22 protein-coding genes are annotated in these 24,831 nt (G+C 73.7%); 15 read left to right on the top strand and 7 right to left on the bottom strand.

All coding sequences use genetic code 11. The features are described from left to right. Positions 1 to 104: 104 nt before the first annotated feature. On the top strand, positions 105 to 1,250 hold the full coding sequence (hppD, locus tag CP974_RS10770; protein ID WP_031131110.1) for a 4-hydroxyphenylpyruvate dioxygenase: 1,146 nt from the start codon (positions 105 to 107) through the stop codon (positions 1,248 to 1,250). Between the two features lie 290 nt (positions 1,251 to 1,540). Here the strand turns inward: hppD and CP974_RS10765 are convergent, their stop codons facing one another. Next, positions 1,541 to 3,130, bottom strand: coding sequence for a tetratricopeptide repeat protein (locus tag CP974_RS10765; RefSeq protein ID WP_223844587.1), 1,590 nt, complete (start codon positions 3,128 to 3,130; stop codon positions 1,541 to 1,543). A 241-nt stretch (positions 3,131 to 3,371) separates the two neighbouring features. Between CP974_RS10765 and CP974_RS10760 the strand changes: the two genes are divergently transcribed. Continuing rightward, the gene (locus CP974_RS10760) at positions 3,372 to 4,739 is read left to right on the top strand and encodes an FAD-binding oxidoreductase (RefSeq protein ID WP_031136837.1); all 1,368 of its coding nucleotides are present in this window, start codon (positions 3,372 to 3,374) and stop codon (positions 4,737 to 4,739) included. Between the two features lie 113 nt (positions 4,740 to 4,852). On the opposite strand, the gene CP974_RS10750 is transcribed toward CP974_RS10760, so the two are convergent. After that, positions 4,853 to 5,272, bottom strand: coding sequence for an SsgA family sporulation/cell division regulator (locus CP974_RS10750; protein WP_037939944.1), 420 nt, complete (start codon positions 5,270 to 5,272; stop codon positions 4,853 to 4,855). 235 nt (positions 5,273 to 5,507) lie between these two features. On the opposite strand from CP974_RS10750, the gene CP974_RS10745 reads away from it, so the two are divergent. Further along, the gene (locus CP974_RS10745) at positions 5,508 to 7,133 is read left to right on the top strand and encodes an RDD family protein (protein ID WP_031136832.1); all 1,626 of its coding nucleotides are present in this window, start codon (positions 5,508 to 5,510) and stop codon (positions 7,131 to 7,133) included. 63 nt (positions 7,134 to 7,196) lie between these two features. Further along, positions 7,197 to 7,991: an RDD family protein gene (locus CP974_RS10740; RefSeq protein WP_031136834.1), complete on the top strand. Its 795-nt coding sequence runs from the start codon at positions 7,197 to 7,199 to the stop codon at positions 7,989 to 7,991. A 105-nt stretch (positions 7,992 to 8,096) separates the two neighbouring features. Here CP974_RS10740 and CP974_RS10735 read toward each other — a convergent pair whose 3' ends face one another. Continuing rightward, complete coding sequence (locus CP974_RS10735) at positions 8,097 to 8,381, bottom strand: hypothetical protein (RefSeq protein ID WP_085921352.1); 285 nt, start codon at positions 8,379 to 8,381, stop codon at positions 8,097 to 8,099. Positions 8,382 to 8,703: 322 nt separating this feature from the next. Between CP974_RS10735 and CP974_RS10730 the strand changes: the two genes are divergently transcribed. Further along, the gene (locus tag CP974_RS10730; protein WP_031135640.1) at positions 8,704 to 11,145 is read left to right on the top strand and encodes an immune inhibitor A domain-containing protein; all 2,442 of its coding nucleotides are present in this window, start codon (positions 8,704 to 8,706) and stop codon (positions 11,143 to 11,145) included. A 123-nt stretch (positions 11,146 to 11,268) separates the two neighbouring features. Beyond that, entirely contained in the window at positions 11,269 to 11,574 is a 306-nt protein-coding gene (locus tag CP974_RS10725; protein ID WP_031135639.1) for a hypothetical protein, read from the top strand. Positions 11,575 to 11,629: 55 nt separating this feature from the next. Here the strand turns inward: CP974_RS10725 and CP974_RS10720 are convergent, their stop codons facing one another. Both CP974_RS10720 and CP974_RS10715 read right to left on the bottom strand, forming a co-directional pair. Further along, complete coding sequence (locus tag CP974_RS10720) at positions 11,630 to 12,217, bottom strand: isochorismatase family protein (protein ID WP_031135637.1); 588 nt, start codon at positions 12,215 to 12,217, stop codon at positions 11,630 to 11,632. Positions 12,218 to 12,422: 205 nt separating this feature from the next. Further along, positions 12,423 to 13,757 carry a nicotinate phosphoribosyltransferase gene (locus CP974_RS10715; RefSeq protein ID WP_031135635.1) on the bottom strand — a complete coding sequence of 445 codons (1,335 nt, stop codon included), beginning with the start codon at positions 13,755 to 13,757 and terminating at the stop codon, positions 12,423 to 12,425. Positions 13,758 to 14,031: 274 nt separating this feature from the next. Between CP974_RS10715 and clpS the strand changes: the two genes are divergently transcribed. The 8 genes from clpS to CP974_RS10680 all read left to right on the top strand — a co-directional run bounded on the left by clpS (position 14,032) and on the right by CP974_RS10680 (position 21,339). Continuing rightward, positions 14,032 to 14,373 carry an ATP-dependent Clp protease adapter ClpS gene (gene clpS, locus CP974_RS10710; RefSeq protein WP_051839948.1) on the top strand — a complete coding sequence of 114 codons (342 nt, stop codon included), beginning with the start codon at positions 14,032 to 14,034 and terminating at the stop codon, positions 14,371 to 14,373. Further along, positions 14,373 to 14,957: a DUF2017 domain-containing protein gene (locus CP974_RS10705; RefSeq protein ID WP_031135632.1), complete on the top strand. Its 585-nt coding sequence runs from the start codon at positions 14,373 to 14,375 to the stop codon at positions 14,955 to 14,957. The genes clpS and CP974_RS10705 overlap by 1 nt, the downstream gene beginning before the upstream one ends. Before the next feature lie 947 nt (positions 14,958 to 15,904). Beyond that, positions 15,905 to 17,434, top strand: coding sequence for an alanine/glycine:cation symporter family protein (locus tag CP974_RS10700; RefSeq protein WP_031136066.1), 1,530 nt, complete (start codon positions 15,905 to 15,907; stop codon positions 17,432 to 17,434). 386 nt (positions 17,435 to 17,820) lie between these two features. Continuing rightward, positions 17,821 to 19,233, top strand: coding sequence for an amino acid permease (locus tag CP974_RS10695; protein ID WP_031136064.1), 1,413 nt, complete (start codon positions 17,821 to 17,823; stop codon positions 19,231 to 19,233). 80 nt (positions 19,234 to 19,313) lie between these two features. After that, positions 19,314 to 19,736 (top strand): M67 family metallopeptidase, encoded by a 423-nt coding sequence (locus CP974_RS10690; protein WP_031136063.1) that lies wholly within the window; start codon positions 19,314 to 19,316, stop codon positions 19,734 to 19,736. Positions 19,737 to 19,836: 100 nt separating this feature from the next. Continuing rightward, positions 19,837 to 19,953, top strand: coding sequence for a putative leader peptide (locus CP974_RS30835; protein WP_310587663.1), 117 nt, complete (start codon positions 19,837 to 19,839; stop codon positions 19,951 to 19,953). 157 nt (positions 19,954 to 20,110) lie between these two features. After that, positions 20,111 to 20,389 carry a MoaD/ThiS family protein gene (locus tag CP974_RS10685; RefSeq protein ID WP_031136061.1) on the top strand — a complete coding sequence of 93 codons (279 nt, stop codon included), beginning with the start codon at positions 20,111 to 20,113 and terminating at the stop codon, positions 20,387 to 20,389. Then, positions 20,389 to 21,339: a PLP-dependent cysteine synthase family protein gene (locus tag CP974_RS10680; protein WP_031136059.1), complete on the top strand. Its 951-nt coding sequence runs from the start codon at positions 20,389 to 20,391 to the stop codon at positions 21,337 to 21,339. The genes CP974_RS10685 and CP974_RS10680 overlap by 1 nt, the downstream gene beginning before the upstream one ends. A gap of 115 nt (positions 21,340 to 21,454) precedes the next feature. Here the strand turns inward: CP974_RS10680 and CP974_RS10675 are convergent, their stop codons facing one another. Then, positions 21,455 to 21,967 carry a type II toxin-antitoxin system PemK/MazF family toxin gene (locus tag CP974_RS10675; RefSeq protein WP_069976576.1) on the bottom strand — a complete coding sequence of 171 codons (513 nt, stop codon included), beginning with the start codon at positions 21,965 to 21,967 and terminating at the stop codon, positions 21,455 to 21,457. Positions 21,968 to 22,340: 373 nt separating this feature from the next. Between CP974_RS10675 and CP974_RS10670 the strand changes: the two genes are divergently transcribed. After that, positions 22,341 to 23,090 carry an MBL fold metallo-hydrolase gene (locus tag CP974_RS10670; protein WP_031136462.1) on the top strand — a complete coding sequence of 250 codons (750 nt, stop codon included), beginning with the start codon at positions 22,341 to 22,343 and terminating at the stop codon, positions 23,088 to 23,090. Between the two features lie 91 nt (positions 23,091 to 23,181). On the opposite strand, the gene CP974_RS10665 is transcribed toward CP974_RS10670, so the two are convergent. Continuing rightward, the gene (locus tag CP974_RS10665; protein WP_031136460.1) at positions 23,182 to 24,447 is read right to left on the bottom strand and encodes a PTS transporter subunit EIIC; all 1,266 of its coding nucleotides are present in this window, start codon (positions 24,445 to 24,447) and stop codon (positions 23,182 to 23,184) included. Positions 24,448 to 24,831 lie beyond the last annotated feature (384 nt).

Raw genomic sequence — 24,831 nt, 5'->3', positions numbered from 1 at the left:
CATCCTGTACAGATCGCCCGACCATCCTGGGGCCCCGCTGTGCACATTGACCAGAGGAAGTACGAAGTATTGCGCAGCTTGTGGAACGGAGAGAACCTGCCGCCATGACTGAGACCCTGCATGACACCCCCGGAACCGCCCGGCAGGACGACCCCTTCCCGGTGAAGGGCATGGACGCGGTCGTCTTCGCCGTCGGCAACGCCAAGCAGGCCGCGCACTACTACTCCACGGCCTTCGGCATGAAGCTCGTCGCCTACTCCGGACCGGAGAACGGCAGCCGCGAGACCGCCAGTTACGTCCTGACGAACGGCGCCGCCCGCTTCGTGCTGACCTCCGTCATCAAGCCGTCCACCGACCGCGGCCGCTTCCTCGCGGACCACGTCGCGGAGCACGGCGACGGCGTCATCGACCTCGCCATCGAGGTCCCCGACGCCCGCAAGGCGTACGCGTACGCGGTGGAGCACGGCGCCACCGGCGTCGAGGAGCCCTACGAGGTCGAGGACGAGCACGGCACCGTCGTCCTCGCCGCCATCGCCACGTACGGCAAGACCCGCCACACGCTGGTCGACCGCTCCGGCTACACCGGCCCGTACCTGCCCGGCTACGTCGCCGCGTCCCCGATGGTCGAGCCGCCCGCCAAGCGCACCTTCCAGGCCATCGACCACTGCGTGGGCAACGTCGAGCTGGGCCGGATGAACGAGTGGGTGGCCTTCTACAACAAGGTCATGGGCTTCACCAACATGAAGGAGTTCGTGGGCGACGACATCGCCACCGAGTACTCCGCGCTCATGTCGAAGGTCGTCGCGGACGGCACCCTCAAGGTGAAGTTCCCGATCAACGAGCCCGCGATCGCGAAGAAGAAGTCGCAGATCGACGAGTACCTGGAGTTCTACGGCGGCGCCGGCGTCCAGCACATCGCGCTCGCCACCAACGACATCGTCGCCACCGTGCGCACCATGCGGGCGGCGGGCGTCCAGTTCCTCGACACCCCCGACTCGTACTACGACACGCTCGGCGAGTGGGTCGGCGACACCCGCGTCCCGGTCGACACCCTGCGCGAGCTGAAGATCCTCGCCGACCGCGACGAGGACGGCTACCTGCTGCAGATCTTCACCAAGCCGGTCCAGGACCGCCCGACCGTCTTCTTCGAGCTGATCGAGCGCCACGGGTCGATGGGCTTCGGCAAGGGCAACTTCAAGGCCCTGTTCGAGGCGATCGAGCGCGAGCAGGCCAAGCGCGGCAACCTGTAGGCCGTCCGGGCCGGCCGGGTCCTTCCCCGGGCCCGGTACCCGGCACCGCCGGCCGCACCTGCGGCCCCCGGCACTTGCGGCCCCGCGGCCCCTGACCCGCGGGGCCGCAGGCCGTTCCCGGCCCCGGCCCGGCCGCCTCGGCCCGGCTCGGGCGCCTCAGCCGCCCCGCCCGGCCTCGCCGCGACCCCGCCCGTCCCGTGGCCCCCGTGCCGCCGCGCCCCCGACCGGCCGGCAGGCGCCCCGGCCCGGTTCCGCCCCGGCCCGGCGGTCCCGCCCCCCCGCCCCCGCCCTCACCCCTCCGGCGGGCCCGCCGACGGCTCGCCCAGCTCCGCCAAGGACCGCCGCGCCGCCGGGGCGTACAGCGGCGAGAAGTGCGGGTTGATCCGCAGCGCCTCCTCCAGGTGCCGCCGCGCCGCGCCCTCCCGGCCCAGCGCCCGCTCCACCTCGCCCCGGTGGTACGCGAACAGGGCGCTGCGCACGCCCCGCTCCGTCGCCGCCCGGACGTACGGCAGCGCCTCCCGCGCCTCGCCGGCCCGCAGCAGCGCCCAGCCCAGCGCGTCCGCCGTGTCCGCCGACCGGTGCCCCCGCCGCCACTCGGCCCGCAGCACCTCCACCGCCCGTCCGGGGTCGCCGTGCCCGGCCTCGTAGCGCCCCACCGCGAGCGCCTGGTTCACCCCGTGCGCGGCCGCCCGCTCCGCCGCGACCGCCGCCGCGCCGTACCGCTCCCGCGCCTTGGCGGGCCGCTCCAGCGCGGCGTACAGGTCGCCCGCCTCCAGGGCGTACTCCGGCAGCGGCCGGGCCTTCCAGGCCGCCGCGTACACCGCCAGCGCCTCCTCCGCCCGGTCCAGCGCGGCCAGCGCCCTCGCCCGGCCCGCCAGCGCAGGGGCGTTACCGGGCACGGCCCGCAGCGCCGCCTCGTACCGCCCCAGCGCCTCGCGCGCGTACCCCCGCTCCCACGCCAGGTCGCCCAGCCGCCGCAGCGCCGCCGCCCGTTCGGCGGGCGTCCGCGCCCGCGCGACCGCGTCGTGCGCGACGGCCGCGGCGTCCTCCCGCCACCCCCGGTCCCGGTACAGCTCCACCACGCGGGCCAGCGCCGCCGCACCGGTGGGGCGCAGCTTCCGCAGCCGCTCCAGCGCCTTCCCGGCCGCCGCGTCGTCGCCGAGCCCCCGGTGCGCGTCGACCAGCAGCGCCTCGGCCCGCCACGCCCCGGGCTGCCGCCGCCGCGCCTCCTCCGCCCAGCGCCGCACGGCCGCGAAGTCGCCGCGGGCCAGCGCCAGCTCGCCCATGCCGAGCACCGCCGCGGTGTTGCCCTCCGCGGCGGGGCGGGCCTCCAGGGAGCGCCGCAGCGCCCGCTCCGCCGCCGGGTACGCCGCCGGGGCGCCGGCCCGCGCCCCGCGCTCCGCGTACGCCGTGCCCAGCACCGCCCACGACAGGTGGTCGTCCGGGTGTCCGCGCAGCCACGCCTCCCGGTCGGCGATCAGCGCCGCGAGGTCCCGCGGCGAGGCCCCGGCGCCCGCCTCCACCCCGGCCGCCGCCCGCGCGGCGGGACCCGCCAGGCCCTCCGGCACGCCCGCGCCACCGGCCCGCACCCCGCCCGGAGGTGCCTCCGGCCCGCCGGGCGGGAACAGGCCCAGCGACGCGCCCGCCAGCACCGTGCCGACCAGCACCGCGCCCACCGCGGCGAGCACGCCCAGGCGGGAGACCCGAAAGCCCCGCGTCTTCCGTGCGGAGCCCCCACCCTCCCGGGCCGGGCCGCGCACGTCGCGGGCGGAGCCCCGCGCCTCCCAGGCCGAGCCCCGCGCCTCCCAGGCCGAGCCCCGCGCCTCGCGGGCGGAGCCCCGCACGCGCAGCACACCCCCCATGCGCCGCAAGCCCCGCATACGTCGCAAGCCTGCCGAGCCCCTCGGGCGCCCCGAGCCCCTCGGGCCCCCCGAGCCCCTCGGGCGCCCCGGGCACCTGAGGCCCCGCAAGCCCCCGAGGGCCCGCAACCCCCCAAAGAACCGTTCCTTCTTCACACCGCTCATGCCGCTCACTGTGCGTGCGCCCGGCGGGGCGGTCCCGGCGCGCCCGGCCCGTACACGCCCGGTTCACACCGATGGCCCCGGGTGCCACGCTGGGATCATGGACGAGCTGCTGCGCCGGCTGCGCGCCGGCCTCCCCGCCGAGGCCCTCATCACCGACCCCGACGTGACGCCCTCGTACGCCGCGGACATGGCGGGCCTCTGCCCGGCCGGCACCCCGGCCGTCGTGGTGCTGCCCCGCACCGTGGACCAGGTGCGGCACGTGATGCGCACGGCCACCGCGCTGCGCGTCCCCGTCGTGCCGCAGGGCGCCCGCACCGGGCTGTCGGGCGCGGCCAACGCCACCGACGGGTGCATCGTGCTGTCCCTGGTCAGGATGGACCGCATCCTGGAGGTCAACCCCGTCGACCGGACCGCCGTCGTCGAACCCGGCGTGGTCAACGCCGCGCTCTCCCGCGCGGTCGCCGAGCACGGCCTGTACTACCCGCCGGACCCCTCGAGCTGGGAGACCTGCACCATCGGCGGCAACATCGGCACCGCCTCCGGCGGCCTGTGCTGCGTCAAGTACGGGGTCACCGCCGAGTACGTCCTCGGCCTCGACGTCGTCCTCGCCGACGGGCGGCTGCTGACCACCGGCCGCCGCACCGCCAAGGGCGTCGCCGGATACGACCTGACCCGGCTGTTCGTCGGCTCCGAGGGCACCCTCGGCATCGTCGTCCGCGCCGTCCTCGCGCTCAGGCCCAAGCCGCCGGCCGGGCTCGTGCTCGCCGCCGAGTTCGCCTCCACCGCCGAGGCGTGTGCCGCCGTCTGCGCCATCATGGAGCGCGGCCATACGCCCTCGCTGCTCGAACTGATGGACCGCACCACCGTCCGGGCGGTGGACCGCCTCGGGCACATGGGCCTGCCCCATACGACCGCCGCGCTCCTGCTGGTGGCGTTCGACACCCCGGAGCCCGCCGCCGACCTGGCCGCCGTGGGCGAGCTGTGCACCGCCGCCGGCGCCACCCAGGTCGTCCCCGCCGACGACCCGGCCGAGTCCGAACTGCTGCTCCAGGCGCGCCGGATGTCCCTGCCGGCCCTGGAGACCCTCGCCCCCGCCACGATGATCGACGACGTGTGCGTGCCCCGTTCCCGGCTCGCCGACATGCTCGACGGGACGGCCGCCATCGCGCGGACGTACGGGCTCACCATCGGCGTCTGCGCCCACGCGGGCGACGGGAACACCCACCCCGTGGTCTGCTTCGACCCCGCCGACGCCGACGAGGCCCGGCGCGCCCGCGAGTCGTTCGACGCCATCATGGCGCTGGGCCTGGAGCTGGGCGGCACCATCACCGGCGAGCACGGCGTCGGCCTGCTCAAGAAGGAGTGGCTCGCCCGCGAGCTGGGCCCGGTCGGCCTCGAACTGCAACGGGGCATCAAGAGGACCTTCGACCCGCTGAACCTCCTCAACCCGGGCAAGCTGTTCTGACCCAGCCCGCCCCCAGCCCGCCCCCGCCCCCCAGCCCGCCCCCGCCCCCCGGCCTGCACCCGCCCCCGGCCCGCACCCACCCCCCGCTCCCGGCCCCACCCCGGCACCCTGACTCACGCCTCCGCCGAGAGCAGCGCGGCCAGGCCGTCGTCGATGCCGAGCAGCTCCCGCTCCGTGCCCGGCACCACGACCCGCAGCGTCCGCTCCAGCCACGCCGACACCTGCGACGACGGCGCCTCCAGCAGGGCGTCCCCGTTCGGGGAGGTCAGGGCCATCAGCACCACGTTCCGCCCGTCCGCCTTCGACGGCCAGATCCGCACGTCCCCGTGGCCGCAGGGCCGGAACACCCCCTCCACCAGCAGCTCCCGCGCGAACGTCCAGTACACCGGGTGCTCGGAGCCGATGTGGAAGGCGACGTGGACCGCGTACGGGTCGCCCGTCCGGTAGGTCAGCCGCGCCGGTACGGGCACGCTCTGCTCGGCGGACAGCACCAACCGCATCTCCAGCTCCCGTTCCACGATGGTCTCCTCCATGGCCCTTCCTCTCTCTCGCCGGTCGGCAGGGGCCCGGCGCGGGCCCGCCCGCAAGGAGAGAGCGGCTTCCCGCGCCGTCATGACGCGACTTTCACCAACGAATCCCCACTACTTTCCGTGACGGTCGTGTGACCGGATGGGGGGCGTCTGCGGCGGACCGCCCCTGGCGGGTCCGGCGGTCTGGTAGATGTGGTGCCTTGAGTCAAGGCCCTCGAGGAGATACGGGACCACGGTGATGAGCGCCCCCACCCCGGCCACCGGTGACGGCAGCCCCGAAGCCGGGTACTACCCGGACCCCTCCATTCCCGGCTACATCCGGTACTGGAACGGTGCCGCGTGGGTGCCCGGCACGAGCCGTCCGGCGCCCGGCGAGGGCGAGGCCGAACCGGGCCCGCCGGCCCCCGCGGCATCCCCGCGCACCGGCGCGCCCGCGCCCGTCCCGGCCGTGGAGGAGACCGGTCCCGTGTTCCTCGACGAGGAGCCGGGCATCGCGTCCGAGCCCGGACCGGGAGCCGAGGCGGAAGGCGGGGCGGAAGGCGGGGCGGCCACGGGCGGGGCGGCCACGGGCGGGGCGGCCACGGGCGGGGCGGCCACGGGCGGGGCGCCCGAGCCGGCGTCCGCCTGGCAGGCGGACCTCTCCCGCCAGCGCGGCGTGGGCGGGGGCCCGGACGTGGCCTGGGGCACGCCCGGTCAGGCCGATCCGCGGGTCCCGGCCGCCGGCGGCCCGGCGGGCGCGGCCCTCCCGGCGGCCCGTCAGGCGGAACCCGGACCGGAACGGCGCCCCGGCCCCGAGGGCCCCGGCCCCGAGGGCACCGCGGACGTTCGGGCGCCCGGCGGGCCGGACGGAGCGGACCCGCACGGCCCCCGCTCCCAGCCGGGCCCGCAGACGCAGGGCCCCCAGGTCCAGCCGCGCGCGGCGTACGGCCCGTCGGGCGGCCCCTCCGCTCCGGAGCACCACGGGCCCCAGCCCCACGCGCCCCAGCACCCTCCGGCCGGAGCCCAGCCCGCCCCGGCCCCGGCCCCGGCCCCGCAGGCCCAGGGCCACGGCCAGGTCCTGGCTCCGACGGCCCCCGTGGAGTCGCACGCACCGCTCCAGCCCCACCCCTCGCCCCAGCCGCCCCCCGCGCACCTCGTCCCACCGCAGGGCGCCGCCCCGGCGCATGCCGCGCCGGCGGCCGGCGGGCCCGGCGGGCAGGCCGCCTCCTGGGCCCAGCAGGTCCACCAGCTGGCCCAGCCCGCCCCCGTACCGGCGCCGACCCTGCCGCAGCCGGGTCCCGGCGCCGGGCCGGCCGACCCCGCGGCGGAGGCGCAGCCGGTCGTCCCGTGGAAGCCGCCGGTCAGCGACCCGTTCCTGCGCGCCGCCCAGGAGCGGGCCGCCGCCCGTCCGGCCGGGCTCGGCAGGAGGTTCGCCGCCCGGCTGGTGGACACCCTCGTGCTGGGCGCGCTGGCGGGCGCGGCGGCCACGCCCTTCGTACGGAGCGCCGTCGACCACATCACCGGCAAGATCGAGCAGGCAGAACGGTCCGGCGAGACGGTCACCGTGTGGCTGGTGGACGGCACGACGTCCGTCCAGTTCGGGATCGCGCTCGGCATCCTGCTGGTCCTCGGCGTGCTCTACGAGGCGGTGCCGACCGCCAAGTGGGGCCGTACGCTCGGCAAGCAGCTGTGCGGCACGGAGGTGCGGGGCATCGAGTCGCACGAGCCGCCGTCGTTCGGCGCGGCCCTGCGCCGCTGGCTCGTGTACGGGGTGCTGGGCCTGGCCGGGGTCGGCGTGCTGGGCGTCCTGTGGTGCCTGTTCGACCGGCCGTGGCGGCAGTGCTGGCACGACAAGGCGGCTGGCACCTTCGTGGCGGGGCGCTGACGCCGTCCCCCGAACGGCACATGACGGGATGCGGGCGTCGGCGGGCCGGGATGCACTGCCCCCATGAGCAACGAACCGCCCACGCCCGGCCCGCCGCCCGACGACGACCCGTTCCGCAAGCGCCCGCAGGAACCGCCGCGCCATCCGGAGGGCGGCGGTACTCCTCCGCCTCCGCCGCCGCCCGGCGGTGAGGGGCCCCCTCCCGGCGCCCCGCCCGGCGCGGGGGGCGCGCCCGGTCCCGGCGGCCCGTACGGCGCCGAACCGCCGGGCCCGGGCGGCCCTTACGGGGGCGGCCCGTACGGGGGCGGTGGCCCGTACGGGGGTGGTCCCTACGGGGGCGGCGGCCCCTACGGCCCCGGCGGCACCGACCCGCTCAGCGGGATGCCGCCGCTGGCCGACTCCGGCAAGCGCGTGCTCGCGCGCGTCGTCGACTGGCTGATCATCGCCGTGCCGCTGGGGCTCCTCGGCATCCCCTTCGGCGTCTACGACCGGGTGGGCGACGAGACCGGCGACTTCAACGACATCTGGGTGTCGAGCGGCGGCGGCGGTCAGTGGCTGTTCCAGCTCATCTCCATCGCGGCGTACGTCGGCTACGACACCTACATGACGGCGAAGCGCAACGGCCAGACGCTCGGCAAACGCATGACGGGTCTTCGGGTCGCGATGCTCAACGACGGCAGCGTCCCCCCGGTGAGTGCCGCGCTCACCCGTGCGGTGGTGCTGTGGCTGCCCACACTGATCTGCTGCGCCTGCCTGTGGCCGCTGCTCCTCCTCGTGCTGATCCTGGTGGACAAGCCGTACAAGCAGGGCCTCCACGACAAGGCGGCGAAGACCGTCGTGGTCTCGGCCACCCCGTAGCACCCGGCGCGTACCGCCGCCGTGCGGGCCGGGCGGGCCGTCGGGCGCCCGCCCGCCCCCGCCGGGCTCCCGCCCCCGCCCGCGGGGCGCGCCGGCGGCCTCCGCTCAGGGCCTCCTGGCGCCCGGCGCCCCGGCGCCCGCGCGCCCCCTCGGCGCCGTCCGCGGCCCGGATGCGGGCCCCGCGGACACGCGTACGCCCCGCCCGCCGGCGCCCCGTCCGGCCGCGCCCCGCGCGGCGGCCAGGGTCGTCGCGAGTCCGAGGGCCAGGGAGACCGGCACCACCAGGGCGATCCCGGCGCCGCTCGTCGTGCCGGTCAGCAGCAGGGCGATCGCCGAGCAGACGACGGCCGCCGAACCCAGGGCGAGATGTGCGGCGTTCGGACGCGGCATGACGGTTTCCGTCCTCGTGGTGAGTCTCTCGCGACGCGGTCGCCATCGAGGTTACGGCCCCGGGGAGCCCCGTGTCCGGCATGCGCCAAGGGCAAGCGCCACCCGGCACGGGGTTCCGGTGCGTCAAGGGCGCACGGGGTCACGGGCGGTGTCCGCTATACGGATCGGGCTGTCCACATAGGGCACTTGGCCTGCACAAGTCAAGACTGTCTTTTCTCGCGTAAGTCCGGTCGAATGTCGTCACTTGTGGCGCGACACCGCACGCGGATAAACACGTGACCCCCCATCCGCGTCGGCGGTTCGCAGGGGAGGAAACTTACAAGTGACCAGCAGACGACGGGCGTTCCGCACGTCCGCGGTGCTCGTGGCCATGGCCGCGACCGCCGCCACCGCCGGAGCCCTGACGACGGCCCAGGCCGACAACCGCCCGGAGACGGGCATCGAGCGCCACGACCCGGCGCCGGGCGCGGACCACCACGGCCACGCCCACGAGAAGGCCGCGGCCGTCGACCACGACCTGAAGGGCCCGTTCTCCGAGCAGCAGGCCAAGCAGCGCGAGGCCGCCCTGGAGCAGGTGCTCTCCGGCGAGACCAAGGTGGAGCGCCGCGGCGCCTCCAAGGTCGTCAAGCTCGACGCCAAGAAGTACGTCGAGCTCGGCCGGGAGAAGACCGACAAGATCTTCACCATCCTCGTGGAGTTCGGCGACAAGGTCGACAATGAGACGCTCGTCGACCGCAAGGACGACGACACCGACGAGCTGAAGCCGAAGTACGGCGGCACGCCCGGCCCGCTGCACAACCAGATAGCGAAGCCGGACCGGAAGAAGGACAACTCCACCGCCTGGCAGGCCGACTACGACCGGGACCACTTCCAGGACCTGTACTTCGGCACCGGCAAGGACGAGCGGGGCAACCAGAAGCACTCGCTCAAGACCTACTACGAGCGCACCTCGTCCGGCCGCTACTCGGTCGACGGCACCGTCTCCGACTGGGTCAAGGTCGAGTACAACGAGGCCCGCTACGGCTCCAACTTCTGCGGCCAGTCCAACTGCTCCAACGTCTGGGACGCCGTCCGCGACGGCGTGACCGCCTGGTCGGACGACCAGAAGGCCAAGGGCAAGTCGGACGCCGAGATCAAGGCGATGCTGGCCGAGTACGACCAGTGGGACCGCTACGACTTCGACGGCGACGGCGACTTCAACGAGGCCGACGGCTACATCGACCACTTCCAGATCGTCCACGCGGGCGAGGACGAGTCGGCGGGCGGCGGCGCCCAGGGCGGCGACGCCCTGTGGGCCCACCGCTGGTACGCGTACGGCACCGACGCGGGCAAGACCGGCCCGGCGAACAACAAGGCCGGCGGCACCCAGATCGGCAGCACCGGCATCTGGGTCGGCGACTACACGATGCAGCCGGAGAACGGCGGCCTCGGCGTCTTCGCCCACGAGTACGGCCACGACCTGGGCCTGCCGGACCTGTACGACACCTCCGGCCGCGCGGGCGCCGAGAACTCCACGGGCTTCTGGTCCCTGATGTCCTCCGGCTCCTGGCTGGGCACGGGCAAGGACTCCATCGGCGACATGCCGGGCGACATGACCTCGTGGGACAAGCTGCAGCTCGGCTGGCTGGACTACGAGAAGGCCAAGGCCGCCACGAAGTCCCGCCACAAGCTGGGCGTCTCGGAGTACAACACGAAGAACCCGCAGGCGCTCATCGTCGAGCTGCCGAAGAAGCGGGTCACCACCCCGATCGTCAAGCCGGCCCAGGGCGCCACCCAGTGGTGGAGCGACATGGGTGACGACCTGAAGAACACCCTCAGCCGCTCCGTCGACCTGACGGGCAAGTCCACCGCCCAGCTCTCCCTGGACGGCTGGTGGGACATCGAGGACGAGTACGACTACCTGTACGCCGAGGTCTCCACGGACGGCGGCGCCCGGTGGACCGCCCTCGACGGCACCGCCGACGGCACGCCGATCACCAAGGACGCCGGCGGCTCCGCCGGGCTGACGGGTGTGTCCGGCGCGTTCAAGAAGCTCGTGTACCCGCTCGACGCGTACGCGGGCAAGAAGGTCGACATCCGCTTCCGCTACCAGACGGACGGCGGCGTGGCCCAGAAGGGCTTCGCGGCGGACAACATCACCGTCACCGCCGACGGCGCCCCGGTCTTCTCCGACGACGCCGAGACCGAGGCCGCGGGCTGGGAGTCGAAGGGCTTCTCCCGCATCGGCGAGTCGATCAGCGACGACTACCCGCAGTACTACATCGCGGAGAACCGCCAGTACGTCTCCTACGACGCGACGCTGAAGGTCGGCCCCTACAACTTCGGCTTCGGGGGCGACAAGGCCAGCTGGGTGGAGCACTACCCGTACCAGACCGGCCTGCTGATCTGGAAGTGGGACACCTCCCAGAAGGACAACAACACCGCCGTCCACCCGGGTGAGGGCCTCGTCCTCCCGATCGACGCCCACGCCAAGCCGCTGACCTGGGCCGACGGCACGCTGATGCGCAACCGCGTGCAGTCGCACGACGCGCCGTTCAGCCGGTTCCGCACCGACCGCATCACCCTGCACAAGGCGGACGAGCCGCAGCGGATCGGCGGCCTGCCCGGCAACCCGGTCTTCGACGACCGCAAGGGCGTGTACTGGTTCGAGAGCAACCCGCGCGCCGGTGTGAAGGTGAACGACACCAACACCCGGATCGCGATCGTCCACCAGCCGCGCAACGGCCAGACGATCACCGTCCAGGTGGGCCCCTCCACCAAGTGACCCGTTAAGCCGCAGGTCACAGCCTGATCGGCCGCCGCCCCCTGGCGGGGCGGCGGCCGGTCGTGTTTAGGTGCAGGCGACCGAGTCCTCATGGACACGCCTTCGACGGGGGAGCGTTTCGGCATGCCCGGTGGTGGTTTCTGCACGTTGCCCGGCGGCAGCATGGTCGTCGCGCTGAGCCTGCCCCATCCCGGCGGCGAGGGCGAGGTCCGCATCCTGGTGCACGCGGTGAACCGCCCGCGCGCCCTGACCCGGCTGCGCAACCTGGGCCTGCGCGTCTACCTGCGGGGCAACACCCACCCGCCGACCCCGGACGAGATCACGGCGGTGCTCCACCACCCGGACGGCCTGCTGTGGCGGACCTCCCCGAGCCGCGAGCCGGAGCTGTGGCGCCCCATACGGTCCCTCCTGGCCCCGGGCCCGGCCTGAGGCCCCTCCGGGCGCCCTCCGCGGCCCGGGGCGCCCGGCGCGGGACCGCCCGCCCTCAGACGACCGGCTTGCCCGTGAGCTGGACGCCGGCCGCCCGCAGCTCCTCCAGGGCCGTGCGCGTGGTCTCCGGGGCGACGCCCGCGGTGAGGTCCAGCAGCACCCGCGTACGGAAGCCCTCCGCGACCGCGTCCAGGGCCGTGGCCCGCACGCAGTGGTCGGTCGCGATGCCGACGACGTCCACCTCCGCCACGTCGTGGGCGCGCAGCCAGTCGGCGAGGGAGGTCCCGTTCTCGTCGGTGCCCTCGAAACCGCTGTACGCCGCCGTGTACGCGCCCTTGTCGAAGACCGCGTCCACGGCGCCCGAGGCGACGGCGGGCGCGAAGTTCGGGTGGAAGCCTACGCCCTCCGTCCCGGCCACGCAGTGCGCCGGCCAGGACCGGACGAAGTCGGGGTGCTCGGCGAAGTGGTCGCCCGGGTCGACGTGGTGGTCGCGGGTGGCCACGACGTGCCGGTAGCCGGTCCCGGCCGTCTCACCGACCAGGTCCGTGATGGCGGCGGCGACGTCCGCGCCGCCCACCACCGCGAGGCTGCCGCCCTCGCAGAAGTCGTTCTGAACGTCGACGACGATCAATGCGCGGTGCATGGCGGGTGTCCTTACGGTGGGGGAGCGGTCGGCGGTCTCGGTGGGGACGCACGGGTCGTGCGGGTCGTGCGGGACGCACGGATCGTGCGGGTCGCGGGGGACGCACGGGCCGCGCGGGAGGTGCGGGAGGTGCGGGTCATACGGGTCGTGCGGACGTGTTCGAGCGTAGAGACTTCCCCGGCCCGGCGGGAGGGGAACGGACGGCCTACGGCGTCGCGTACTCCGTCGGGAGCACCGGCTCGCCCCGCGAGAGCTGCACGGCCGACAGCGGCAGCCCGGCGCGGGCCGCGATGTGCCGCCGCCGCGCCGCGTCCAGCGGCTCCCGCGCGACGACCTCGCCGGCCTTGACGAGCTGCCGCTGCATCTGCCGGCCGGCCAGCTCCGCCGGTACGGGCCCGGTGCCCACGACCTCCGCCTCGGCGACGCCGTCGGCGTCCAGCCGCCGCGCCGCCCACTTGCGCCCGCCCACCGACGCCTTGCCGCCCAGCGACTTCTTCGCCACGGGCCGCAGGGGCGCGGCGGGGTCGGCCGAGTCGGCGCGGGCGACCAGCTTGTAGACCATGGAGCAGGTCGGGTGGCCGCTGCCCGTCACGAGCTGGGTGCCCACCCCGTACGCGTCCACCGGCGCGGCGGCCAGCGAGGCGATGGCGTACTCGTCGAGGTCCGAGGTGACGACGATCCGCGTGGAGCGGGCGCCCAGCTCGTCGAGCTGCTGCCGCACCCGGTGCGCCACCAGCAGCAGGTCGCCGGAGTCGATGCGCACCGCGCCCAGCTCCGGCCCGGCCACCTCGACGGCGGTCCGCACGGCCTCGGCCACGTCGTAGGTGTCGACCAGCAGTGTCGTGCCCCGGCCCAGCGCGTCCACCTGCACCCGGAACGCGTCGCGCTCGGTGTCGTGCAGCAGCGTGAAGGCGTGCGCGGAGGTCCCGACGGTCGGGATGCCGTACCGGAAGCCGGCGGCCAGGTCGGAGGTGGAGTCGAAGCCGCCCACGTAGGCGGCGCGCGAGGCGGCGACGGCGGCCAGCTCGTGGGTGCGGCGGGCGCCCATCTCGATCAGGCCGCGCCCGCCCGCGGCGCTCGACATGCGGGACGCGGCGGCGGCGATGGCGGAGTCGTGGTTGAGGATGGAGAGGATCACCGTCTCCAGCAGCACGCACTCGGCGAAGGTGCCCTCGACGCGCAGGATCGGCGAGCCGGGGAAGTACACCTCTCCCTCGGGGTAGCCGTGGACGTCCCCGCGGAAGCGGTAGTCGGCGAGCCAGGCGAGCGTCGGCTCGTCGACGATGCCCCGCTCGCGCAGGAAGGCGAGCACGGCGTCGTCGAAGCGGAAGTTCTCCACGGCGTCGAGGACCCGGCCGGTACCGGCCACGACCCCGTACCGGCGGCCCTCGGGGAGGCGCCGGGTGAAGACCTCGAAGACCGAGCGGCGCTCGGCGGTGCCGCCCCGCAGGGCCGCCTGCAGCATGGTCAGCTCGTACTGGTCGGTGAAGAGCGCGGTGGACGGCACAGCCACCGGAAGCCCTAGGTCCGCAGCGTTCATGCCAGGATCGTACCCCGAATACTCGTCAGAATGACGAATAGTCCTGCCGGCCTTTCCGCGCCCCCCTCCGCGCCCCCCTTCGCGCCCTCCTCCGCGCCCCCTCCACACCCACTTCGCGCCACCCCCGCGACCGCTTCCGCGCCCCCGCGGCGGCCCCTCCGCGACCACCCCGGCGACCGCTCCCGTGACCGGCCTCGTGGCGGTCCCGCGCCGCGCCCCGGGGCCGCCCCCGCGGCCCGGCGGAGGGGGCGTGGCGGAATAAGGGGGTCCGTTTATGCGGCGGCCCCTGGGCAGTGGCAGCATTGGGGAGGTGAGTGTTGCTCCCGTAGAGATCGAACGCACGGCCCCGGCGGAAGAGGGCCACGCCGTCGCCGAACCCGACGTGCCGTGGGTGACGATCGTCCACAACGACCCGGTCAACCTCATGAGCTACGTGACGTACGTGTTCCAGACGTACTTCGGCTACTCCAAGGACAAGGCGCACAAGCTGATGCTCGACGTGCACCACAAGGGCCGGGCCGTGGTCTCCAGCGGCACCCGCGAGGAGATGGAGCGCGACGTGCAGGCGATGCACGGCTACGGGCTGTGGGCGACCCTCTCCCAGGACCGCGGCTGATGAGCGGGCACTTCGAGGCGCTGCCCGGCGGCGGCGCCGCCGTCCCGCTGGACGAGGTCGAGGTCTCCATCCTGCGCTCCCTCGCGGTGCAGATGCTGGAGCTGATCGGGCCGGGCGACGAGCCGGGCCCGGACGAGGACCCGCTCGCGGCCCTCTTCAAGGACGGCCCCAGCGAGAAGCCGGCCGACCCGGCGCTGGCGCGCCTCTTCCCCGACGCGTACGGGGACGGCGACGACGAGGCGCGGGCCGCGTCCGCCGAGTTCCGCCGCTACACCGAGAACGACCTGCGCACCCGCAAGCGCGAGGACGCCCTCGCCGTCGTCCGCTCCCTCGACGCCATGCCCGGCGCCGGGGACGGTACGGGCGGCGGGCGCCTGGAGCTGTCGGCCGAGGAGTCCCGCCGCTGGCTCGGCGCGCTCAACGACCTCCGCCTCACCATCGGCGCCCGCCTCGACGTCTCCGACGACGACGAGAACGAGGACCTGTACCGGCTGCCGGACACCGATCCCCGCAAGCCGATGGTGATGGCCTACCTCTGGCTGGGCGCCCTCCAGGAGACGCTGGTCGAGGCCCTGATGGGTTGAGCGTACGGCCGCGGGCGCCGCGGGCGCGAGGACCGCGGACGCCGTGGCGGGCGGGGCCGTCCTCGCAGCCGGGCCCCTGCCACCCGTGACGCACCACGGGCCCCGCACGCTCCCGCCTCCCCGGCGGCCTGACCGCCGCCCGCGCCCCCGGGGGCCGTCACCCGCCTCCCGCGCCGCACCCCATCCGCGCGCCCGCCTCCCGCGCCCCCGGCGGCCGTCACCCGCCTCCCGCGCCGCACCCCATCCGCGCGTCCCGCGCGCACTCCTCCCCGCGCCCCGCCTTCCCGCCCCCGCCCTTCCCGGCCTCCGCGCACCCCCACCGCACCCGCCGCACGCATCCCCACCGCACCCCCGCACACACCCGCGTCCCCGCCCGCCCCTCCGCGCGCACGCGCACCCGCCTCCGCGCACCCCCGCACCCGCCCCTCCGCGCACCCCCCGCACCCGCCCCTCCGCGCGCACGCGCACCCGCCCCTCCGCGCATCCTCGCCGGGCGCCCGCCGGGCCTTCGCGGGGTGCCGGACCGGGCCCCTTCCGTGGTCACCCGCCGTAATGGGTGCAGGCAGGAGCCGTCTCCTACCGGCTCCTCCGCGCCGCGCCGCTGTCCGCTGATCGAACGGCGCGTCCCAGATAACGATCGCATCACCGCTCCTGCACTTCTCTTCCGCGTGGCCGGATTCAGTCGCCATTGTGTGACCCAGGTCACGCAACGATCAGTGAAGCACGTGGTAAAACTTCGCAACTCCGCCGGTGAACTACGGCAAACGCCGGCGGACGAGTGGATTAATCCAGCCACCTACGCATGACATGTGTGACCCACCTCGTCCGAGTCCGCGGACGACGGGTGGCACATCGCCGGACCGGACAACGGCGTTCGCTCAACCCGCACCCCCTCTGCTGCTGCGGCCGTGTGCCCAGCAGGTCCCCTGCGCCATTGAGGTAGTCAGATGTCTCTGGACTCCATCACCACATCGATCGACGAAGGCGTCAGCGACTTCGTGGAACCCATAGCCGCCTGGCTGGGTGAGGTCGTCTTCTACTCCGTCCCCGTGGCCGGCACGCAGCTCCCGCTCATCGTCGCCTGGCTCGTGGTCGCCGGTCTCGTCTTCACCGGCTGGTTCGGCTTCGTCCAGCTCCGCAAGTTCCGCCTCGCCATCGATGTGGTGCGTGGCAAGTACGACGACCACGGCGCGGCCGGCGAGGTGAACCACTTCCAGGCGCTGACCGCCGCCGTCTCCGGCACGGTGGGCCTCGGCAACATCGCCGGTGTGGCCGTCGCGGTCTCCATCGGCGGCCCCGGCGCCACCTTCTGGATGATCATCTGCGGCCTGCTGGGCATGGCCACCAAGTTCGTCGAGGTCACCCTCGGCGTGAAGTACCGCGAGGAGCACGCCGACGGCACGGTCTCCGGCGGCCCGATGCACTACCTGCCCAAGGGCTTCGCCGAGCGCTTCGGTGCCACCGGCAAGAAGTTCGGCAAGGTCCTGGCCGTCCTGGCCTCCGCCATGGTCCTGTTCTTCGGCCTCTTCGGCGGCAACCTCTTCCAGGTCAACCAGTCGTACGCCCAGCTCGTCTCCGTCACCGGCGGCGAGGACGGCGTCATGGGCTCCTCCGCCGGCGCCCTCTTCTTCGGCATCCTGATCGCCGCGCTCGTCGGCGTCGTCCTGCTCGGCGGCATCCGCTCCATCGCCAACGTCACCAGCCGGCTGGTCCCGGCCATGGCGGGCATCTACATCGCCGGCTGCCTCGTCGTCATCCTGGTCAACGTCACCGCCGTGCCGTCCGCGGTCGCGCAGATCATCGAGGGCGCCTTCAACCCGCAGGGTGTCGCCGGCGGTGTCCTCGGCGCCCTGATCATCGGCTTCAAGCGGGCCGCCTTCTCCAACGAGGCAGGCCTGGGCTCCGCCCCGATCGCCCACTCCGCGGTCAAGACCAAGCACCCCGCCAGCGAGGGCCTGGTCGCCCTGCTGGAGCCGTTCATCGACACCGTCGTCATCTGCACCATGACCGCGCTGACCATCGTCATCGCCAACCCGGCCAGCTGGAACGAGGCCCGCCAGGGCGAGTCCATCGGCGGTGTCACGATCACCTCCGACGCCTTCGCGACGGTGCTGCCCTGGTTCCCGTACATCCTCACCTTCGCGGTGATGCTGTTCGCCATCTCCACCGTGCTGACCTGGGGGTACTACGGCCTGAAGGCGTGGACCCACCTCTTCGGCCGCAGCCGCGCCAGCGAGATCACCTACAAGGTCGTCTACACCGTCTTCGCCGTCTCGGGCTCCCTGCTCACCCTGCAGACCCTGATCGACATGGCCGACGCGGTGCTGTTCATGCTCGCCGTCATCAACATCATCGGCCTGTACCTGCTGGCGCCGATCGTCAAGCGCGAGCTGAACTCCTTCCTCGACCACGTCAAGGCCCGCAAGGCCGGCACCGAGCCGGAGAAGCGGGACGAGGAGCCGGCCAAGGCCCTCTGACCGCCGGCGCCGGGCCGGTCCCCCAGCCGGACCCCGGTCCGGCCCGGCCCCGTACGGCCCACGCGCCCCCGCACCGACCCGGTGCGGGGGCGCGTTCACGCGCCGGCCACCTCCGCTCCACCGTTCGCTCAGCGGATGCTCAACTCCATATAACGATCTGTTAATGATGAGACGCCCTTTTCCGCCAGGTAATGGCCGAAGTGCCGCTCTTTGGTTGTGTCGCAGGCCACAAAGCGGGCGCTCACACAGGTAATCGGCTGTGATACATCTGCACGACCGCCGGGAGCGCCACCCATGCTCCCGGGGGCGCCACAGCCGGCCGACCGCCGGCGGCACTCCAGCCAAGTTCCGGGGGGATCAGCGTGGAGAAAGGCGCACCGAAGACCATGACCTCATCGAAGGTCGCAACCGACCACGGCGGCGACGAGGCCGTCGGCGAGGGCTACCAGCGGGGCCTCGGCGCCCGGCAGATCCAGATGATCGCCATCGGCGGAGCCATCGGCACCGGGCTCTTCCTCGGCGCGGGCAAGGCCATCTCCAAGGCCGGCCCGAGCCTGATCCTGGCGTACGCGATCGCCGGACTCGTCATCTTCTTCATCATGCGGGCCCTGGGCGAACTGCTCATGTACCGCCCGGTGTCCGGCTCCTTCTCGGAGTACGCCCGCGAGTTCATCGGCCCGTTCGCCGGCTTCGTCACCGGCTGGACGTACTGGCTGTTCTGGGTGGTCACCGGCATCACCGAGGTCACCGCCGCCGCCACGTACATGACGTACTGGTGGGACATCCCGCAGTGGATCTCGGCCCTCGTCTTCACCGTCGTCCTCTACGGGGCGAACCTGATCTCCGTGAAGCTCTTCGGCGAGCTGGAGTTCTGGTTCTCGATGGTGAAGGTCACCGCCATCGTCGGCATGATCCTGATCTGCGCCGGCATCCTCACCCTGGGCTTCTCCGACGCCGGCGACACCGCGTCCGTCACCCACCTGTGGGCCCACGGCGGCTTCTTCCCGCAGGGCATCGGCGGCACCGTCGTCACCCTGCAGATCGTGATGTTCGCCTTCATGGCCGTCGAGCTGGTCGGCGTCACCGCCGGCGAGTCCAAGGACCCCGAGACGACCCTCCCCAAGGCGATCAACACCGTCCCCTGGCGCATCGCGGTCTTCTACGTCGGCGCGCTCGTTATGATCCTGTCGGTCGTCCCGTGGACGCACTTCAAGCCGGGCGTCTCGCCGTTCGTCGCCGCCTTCGAGCAGATGGGCCTCGGCGTCGGTGCCGCCATCGTCAACTTCGTGGTGCTCACCGCCGCCCTGTCGTCCTGCAACTCCGGCATGTACTCCACCGGCCGCATGCTGCGCGACCTCGCCCTCAACGGGCAGGGCCCCCGCCTGTTCACCCGGCTGACGAAGTCCGGCACACCGCTGCTCGGCACCACCTTCTCGGCCGCCCTGATGCTCGTCGGCGTCTGGATCAACTACCAGTGGCCGGGCGACGCCTTCGAGAAGGTCGTCTCCTTCGCGACCATCTCCGGCATGTGGGCCTGGATCATGATCCTGATCTCGCAGATCCGCTACCGCGCCAAGGCCGACCGGGGCGAGCTGCCGCAGTCCCCCTTCAAGGCCCCCGGCGCCCCCTACACCAGCTGGTTCGCCCTGCTGTTCATCTTCGGCGTCATCGTCCTGATGGCCCTCGACGCCGAGGCGCGGGTCTCCCTGTACTGCGCCCCGATCTGGGCGCTCATCCTGGGCGTCTCCTACCGGATGCTCCGCTCGCGCGACCCGGAGAACGCCGCCTTCAAGCGCTGACACCGCGCCGCTGTCCGGCATGTGGGCCCGCCCGTACCATCCCTCGGTACGGGCGGGCCCGTCTGCTTATCCTGATGCCCATGCTGACCATCACACGGGCCCTGTACGACCAGATCGTCGCGCACGCCCGCGCCGACCACCCCGACGAAGCCTGCGGAGTGGTCGCCGGGCCGGCCGGCACCGGACGCCCCGAGCGCTTCATCCCCATGCTGAACGCCGCCCGCTCGCCCACCTTCTACGAGTTCGACTCCGGCGACCTGCTCAAGCTCTACCGCGAGATGGACGACCGCGACGAGGAGCCGGTGGTCGTCTACCACTCCCACACGGCCACCGAGGCGTACCCGTCGCGCACCGACGTCACCTACGCCAACGAGCCCGGGGCCCACTACGTCCTCGTCTCCACCGCCGACACCGACGGCGCCGGACCCTTCCAGTTCCGCTCGTACCGCATCGTGGACGGCGAGATCACCGAGGAAGAGGTCGAGGTCGTCGAAACGTACTGACCTGCGGCACCCCGGCACGGGGCCCGCATGGTGAGCGGGCTCCGTCCGCCATACGAGATCACACTCGGGTCGGGCGAGCGGGAATCGATACCATGACCGCATGGTTTCCATCGACGTGAGCGAAAAGACGCCGGGCCCCGTCCTGCTCGTCGCGCGGCTGCACGTCGACCTGTGCCGCCTCGCCAGCGCCATCTGTCCCCGCGGCGCCGCCGCCTGAGCGGCGGCCCGACGCGCACGACCCGCCGCACCGCACGTCCCCGCGCCACCGCGCACGCCCGCGGCGGACACCCCCGGCCAGGCGGCATCCGGCACGCCCCGGCCCGTCCGCCGCCCGCACCAGCCCTCCCGCACCAGCCCTCACAGGAGTCCACACCATGGCCATCGAGGTCCGCATCCCGACCATCCTCCGCACCTACACCGACGGCGCCAAGGCCGTCGAGGGCAGCGGAGAGACCCTCGCCGAGCTGTTCGCCGACCTCGAGACCCGCCACACGGGCATCCAGGACCGCATCGTGGACGGCGGTGAACTCCGCCGCTTCGTGAACGTGTACCTCAACGACGAGGACGTCCGCTTCCTGGACGGCATCTCCACCAAGCTGGCCGACGGCGACAACGTCACGATCCTCCCGGCGGTCGCCGGCGGAATGTACTGATGCGCTACGACAGCCCCCTCGCCGCGGTCGGCAACACCCCGCTCGTCCGCCTGCCGCGCCTGTCCCCCTCGGAGGACGTGCGCATCTGGGCGAAGCTGGAGGACCGCAACCCGACCGGCTCCGTCAAGGACCGCCCCGCCCTGCACATGATCGAGCAGGCGGAGAAGGACGGCCGGCTCCAGCCGGGCTGCACCATCCTGGAGCCGACCAGCGGCAACACGGGCATCTCCCTCGCGATGGCGGCCCGCCTCAAGGGCTACCGCATCGTCTGCGTCATGCCCGAGAACACCTCCCAGGAGCGGCGCGACCTGCTCACCATGTGGGGCGCCGAGATCATCTCGTCGCCCGCGGCGGGCGGCTCCAACACCGCCGTCCGGGTCGCCAAGGAACTGGCCGGCCAGAACCCGGACTGGGTGATGCTCTACCAGTACGGCAACCCGGACAACGCCGCCGCCCACTACGAGACGACCGGCCCCGAGATCCTCGCCGACCTGCCGTCCATCACGCACTTCGTCGCCGGGCTCGGCACGACCGGCACCCTCATGGGCGTCGGCCGCTACCTGCGCGAGCACAAGCCCGACGTCCGGATCGTCGCCGCGGAGCCCCGCTACGACGACCTCGTCTACGGGCTGCGCAACCTCGACGAGGGCTTCGTCCCCGAGCTGTACGACGCCTCCGTCCTGACCACCCGCTTCTCCGTCGGCTCCGCCGACGCGGTCACCCGCACCCGCGACCTCCTCCAGCAGGAGGGCATCTTCGCGGGCGTCTCGACCGGCGCGGCCCTGCACGCCGCGATCGGCGTCGGCCGCAAGGCGGTGAAGGCGGGCGAGGCCGCCGACATCGTCTTCGTCGTCGCCGACGGCGGCTGGAAGTACCTGTCGACGGGCGTGTACACCGCGCCCACCACGGAAGCGGCGATCGAGACCCTCCAGGGCCAGCTCTGGGCCTGACGCCCCGGCCCGCCCACCCACCGGCCCGCCCCCGCCGCCCACCCGGCCGGAGGCGGGCCGGCCCGCGTACGGGGCGGCGCCCGGTGCGGGCCGGCCCGCCGGCGTCAGCGGCCGGTCACTCGGCGGCCAGGTGACTGACCTGCTCCCACACCAGCGGGTCGACCGACCCGACCCGCCGCCTGAACTCCCCCAGGCCCACGTCCCGCAGCTCCCCGGTCTCCAGGAAGCTCGGGCGGCCCCGCGCGTCCCCCACGGACCCCGGCGGCAGCACGATCACCCCGGCCCGCTCCTCCCGGTACCTGCTGGTGATCTTCGCGACGAGCGCCGCGTCCCCCCGCACCGCCAGCACCAGGCACGGCCGGTCCTTCGACCCCGGCCCGTCCTCGAACGGCACGTCGGCCCACCAGATCTCACCCGGCTCCGGCCGCCGCGCGGGCGCCGCGCCGGGCCGCCGCACCGAAGGCCGGCCGGGAGGCCGCGTCCGCCCACCCGGCCCGCGCCCCGGCCGGCCGCCACCGGCCGCGCCGCCACCGGGGCGGCGCCCGGAGCGCCCCCACCCGTCGGCCACCGCCGCGACGAGCGCGACCACCACGACGGCGACGAGCGCCGGCCACCAGGACGTGTCCATACCCCCGGACGTTACCGCCCCCCGCATCCCACCGCCCCGCCACCCGCGCCCGTCCGCCGGCCGGCCGGGCTTCCCCCGCCGACCCGGCCCGCGCCCGCCCCGTCCCTCGCCCGCCCCGGTCCGCGCCCGGTCCGCCCCCGGCCCGTGACCGGCCCGCCCGCCCGGAGCCCCACCGCCGCCCCCGCACCCGCCCCGCCCGAACCCGCACCGCCACCGCGGCACGTCCATCCGAACCGGTGACAGCGCGGGTGAGTTCCCCCACAACGGGCCGCCGCGGAGGCGCGACCCGCCGCCCGGCGCCGTACGCTCGTCGCACCGCACGACCTCCCCCCGCCAGCGCTTCCCCGCTCCCGTCCACGGAGGTTCACGCTCCATGAAGCTCACCGTCGTCGGCTGTTCCGGGTCGTTCCCGTCCGCGGAATCGGCCTGTTCGAGCTACCTCGTAGAGGCCGACGGCTTCCGGCTGCTCCTCGACATGGGCAACGGCGCCCTCGGCGAGCTGCAGCGCCACTGCGGTCTCTACGACCTCGACGCGATCTTCCTGTCGCACCTCCACGCCGACCACTGCATCGACATGTGCGGCTACTTCGTCGCCCGGTACTACCGGTACGGCGGCGCCTGCGACGCGATCCCGGTGTACGCGCCCGAGGGCGCCGAGCAGCGGCTGGCCACGGCGTACGCGGACCTGCCGTCCCCCACGGCGATGAGCGAGGTGTTCGACTTCCGCACGCTGAAGCCCGCCTCCTTCGACGTCGGCCCGTTCCGGGTGCGCACCGAGCGGGTGTGCCACCCCGTCGAGGCGTTCGGCATCCGGATCGAGCACGCGGGCCGCGCCCTCACGTACTCCGGTGACACGGGTGTGTGCGACGCGCTCGACGAACTGGCGGCCGGCACCGACCTCTTCCTGTGCGAGGCGTCGTTCACGCACGGCAAGGAGGACATCCCCGAGCTGCACCTCAACGGGCGCGAGGCGGGCGTCCACGCGGCCCGGGCCCGCGCCGGGCGGCTCGTGCTGACGCACATCCCGCCGTGGACGGACGCCGAGCGCAACCTGGCCGACGCCCGCGAGGTGTACGACGGCCCCGCGGAACTGGCCCGCCCCGGCGCGGTCTACGAGCTGTAGCCCCCCACACGGACGGGGCCCGGACACGGCCGAGGCCCGGCCGTCTCGGTGACGGCCGGGCCTCGGGCGGAAGCGGAAGGGCGGGGCGTGACTACTTCGCCTCGGCCTTCTGGAGCTCGGCCAGCTCCTCGTCGGACTCGCGGCCCGGCGTCGGCAGGTTGAACTTGGTGATCGCGAAGCGGAACACCGCGTAGTACACCGCCGCGAAGCACAGGCCGACCAGGGCCAGCCCCCACGGGTTGGTGGCGATGCCCAGGTTGAGGAGGAAGTCGACCGCGCCGGCCGAGAAGCCGAAGCCGTCCTTCATCCCGAGCGCCCAGGTCAGCGCCATCGAGACACCGGTCAGCACCGCGTGCACGGCGTACAGCACCGGGGCGATGAACATGAAGGTGAACTCGATCGGCTCCGTGACGCCCGTGACGAACGAGGTCAGGGCGAGCGAGAACATCATGCCGCCGACGACCTTGCGGCGCTCCGGGCGGGCGCAGTGGACGATGGCGAGGCAGGCCGCGGGAAGGGCGAACATCATGATCGGGAAGAAGCCGGTCATGAACTGCCCGGCGGTCGGGTCGCCCTCCAGGAACCGGGCGATGTCACCGCTCTTGCCGTTGTACTCGCCCGCCTGGAACCACGGGAAGGAGTTCAGCAGGTGGTGCATGCCGACCGGGATCAGCGCGCGGTTGGCGACACCGAAGATGCCCGCGCCGACGGCGCCGGAGTTCACCAGGCTCTCGCCGAACCAGTGCAGACCCGCGCCGAGCCACGGCCAGATGAGGCCGAAGACGATGCCGGCGAGCAGGCCGGCGAAGGCGGAGAGGATCGGGACCAGGCGGCGGCCGCCGAAGAAGCCCGCCCAGTCCGGCAGCTTGGTGCGGTAGAAGCGCTGGTAGAGCAGGGCGACGATGAGGCCCATGACCACGCCGCCGAGCACCTTGGCGTCGACCGCCTGCTCCACCATGACGATCTTGCCGTCGACTATGGCTTCCTTCTTCGGCAGGCTGCTGTCGGTGAAGGTGGCCAGCACGTTCTTGAAGACCAGGTAACCGGTCACCGCCGCCAGGGCGGTCGACCCGTCGGACTTCTTCGCGAAGCCGATCGCGATACCGACGGCGAAGAGCAGCGCCATGTTGTCGAGCAGGGCGCCACCACCCGCGGCCATATAGCCCGCGATCTTGGTGATGAACTCCGGGAACGACTCCCTGCCGAGCATGTCGGGCTGGCCGAACCGCACCAGGAGTGCGGCGGCCGGCAGCACGGCGACCGGCAGCATCAGGCTGCGGCCGATGCGCTGCATGACAGCCATCGCGCCCGCGCCCTTCTTCTTCTCCGCCGCGGGGGCGGTGCTGGCCGTACTCATAGACTTCCTCCAGTGGGCAAGGCGCCGCCCGGGGAAGGAAATACGGGGGACGGCGGCGTCTTTCTCGGGGTGACGCGGCACGGGAGAAGGCCGCGTGGTCTACACCATTGCTGGTGTAGACCTGTTGTAGCACGGTCGGGGATAGATAAGGAACCTGCGAATAGATAACGCCTGGCTCACGAAGCGCGGCGGACCCGGGGGCCTCTTCCGCCCCCCCGCGCCGGACGCCTCGCGGACTACGCGCGAAGACCCCCGCACCGGCCGGCCGGGGGTCTGCGAGGGCCGGAGGCGACAGGCCGGCCGGAGGGCGGCGCGCAGCGGCGCACCGCTCGCACCGGGACGCCTTCGCCGGGACGGCCTCGCCGGGATGCCCGCTCGCACCGG

It is taken from the genome of Streptomyces fradiae ATCC 10745 = DSM 40063 (assembly GCF_008704425.1).
Lineage (GTDB): Bacteria > Actinomycetota > Actinomycetes > Streptomycetales > Streptomycetaceae > Streptomyces > Streptomyces fradiae.
Note: the sequence above shows the minus strand (reverse complement) of the source record. Positions and strands in the feature narration are given on the sequence as shown.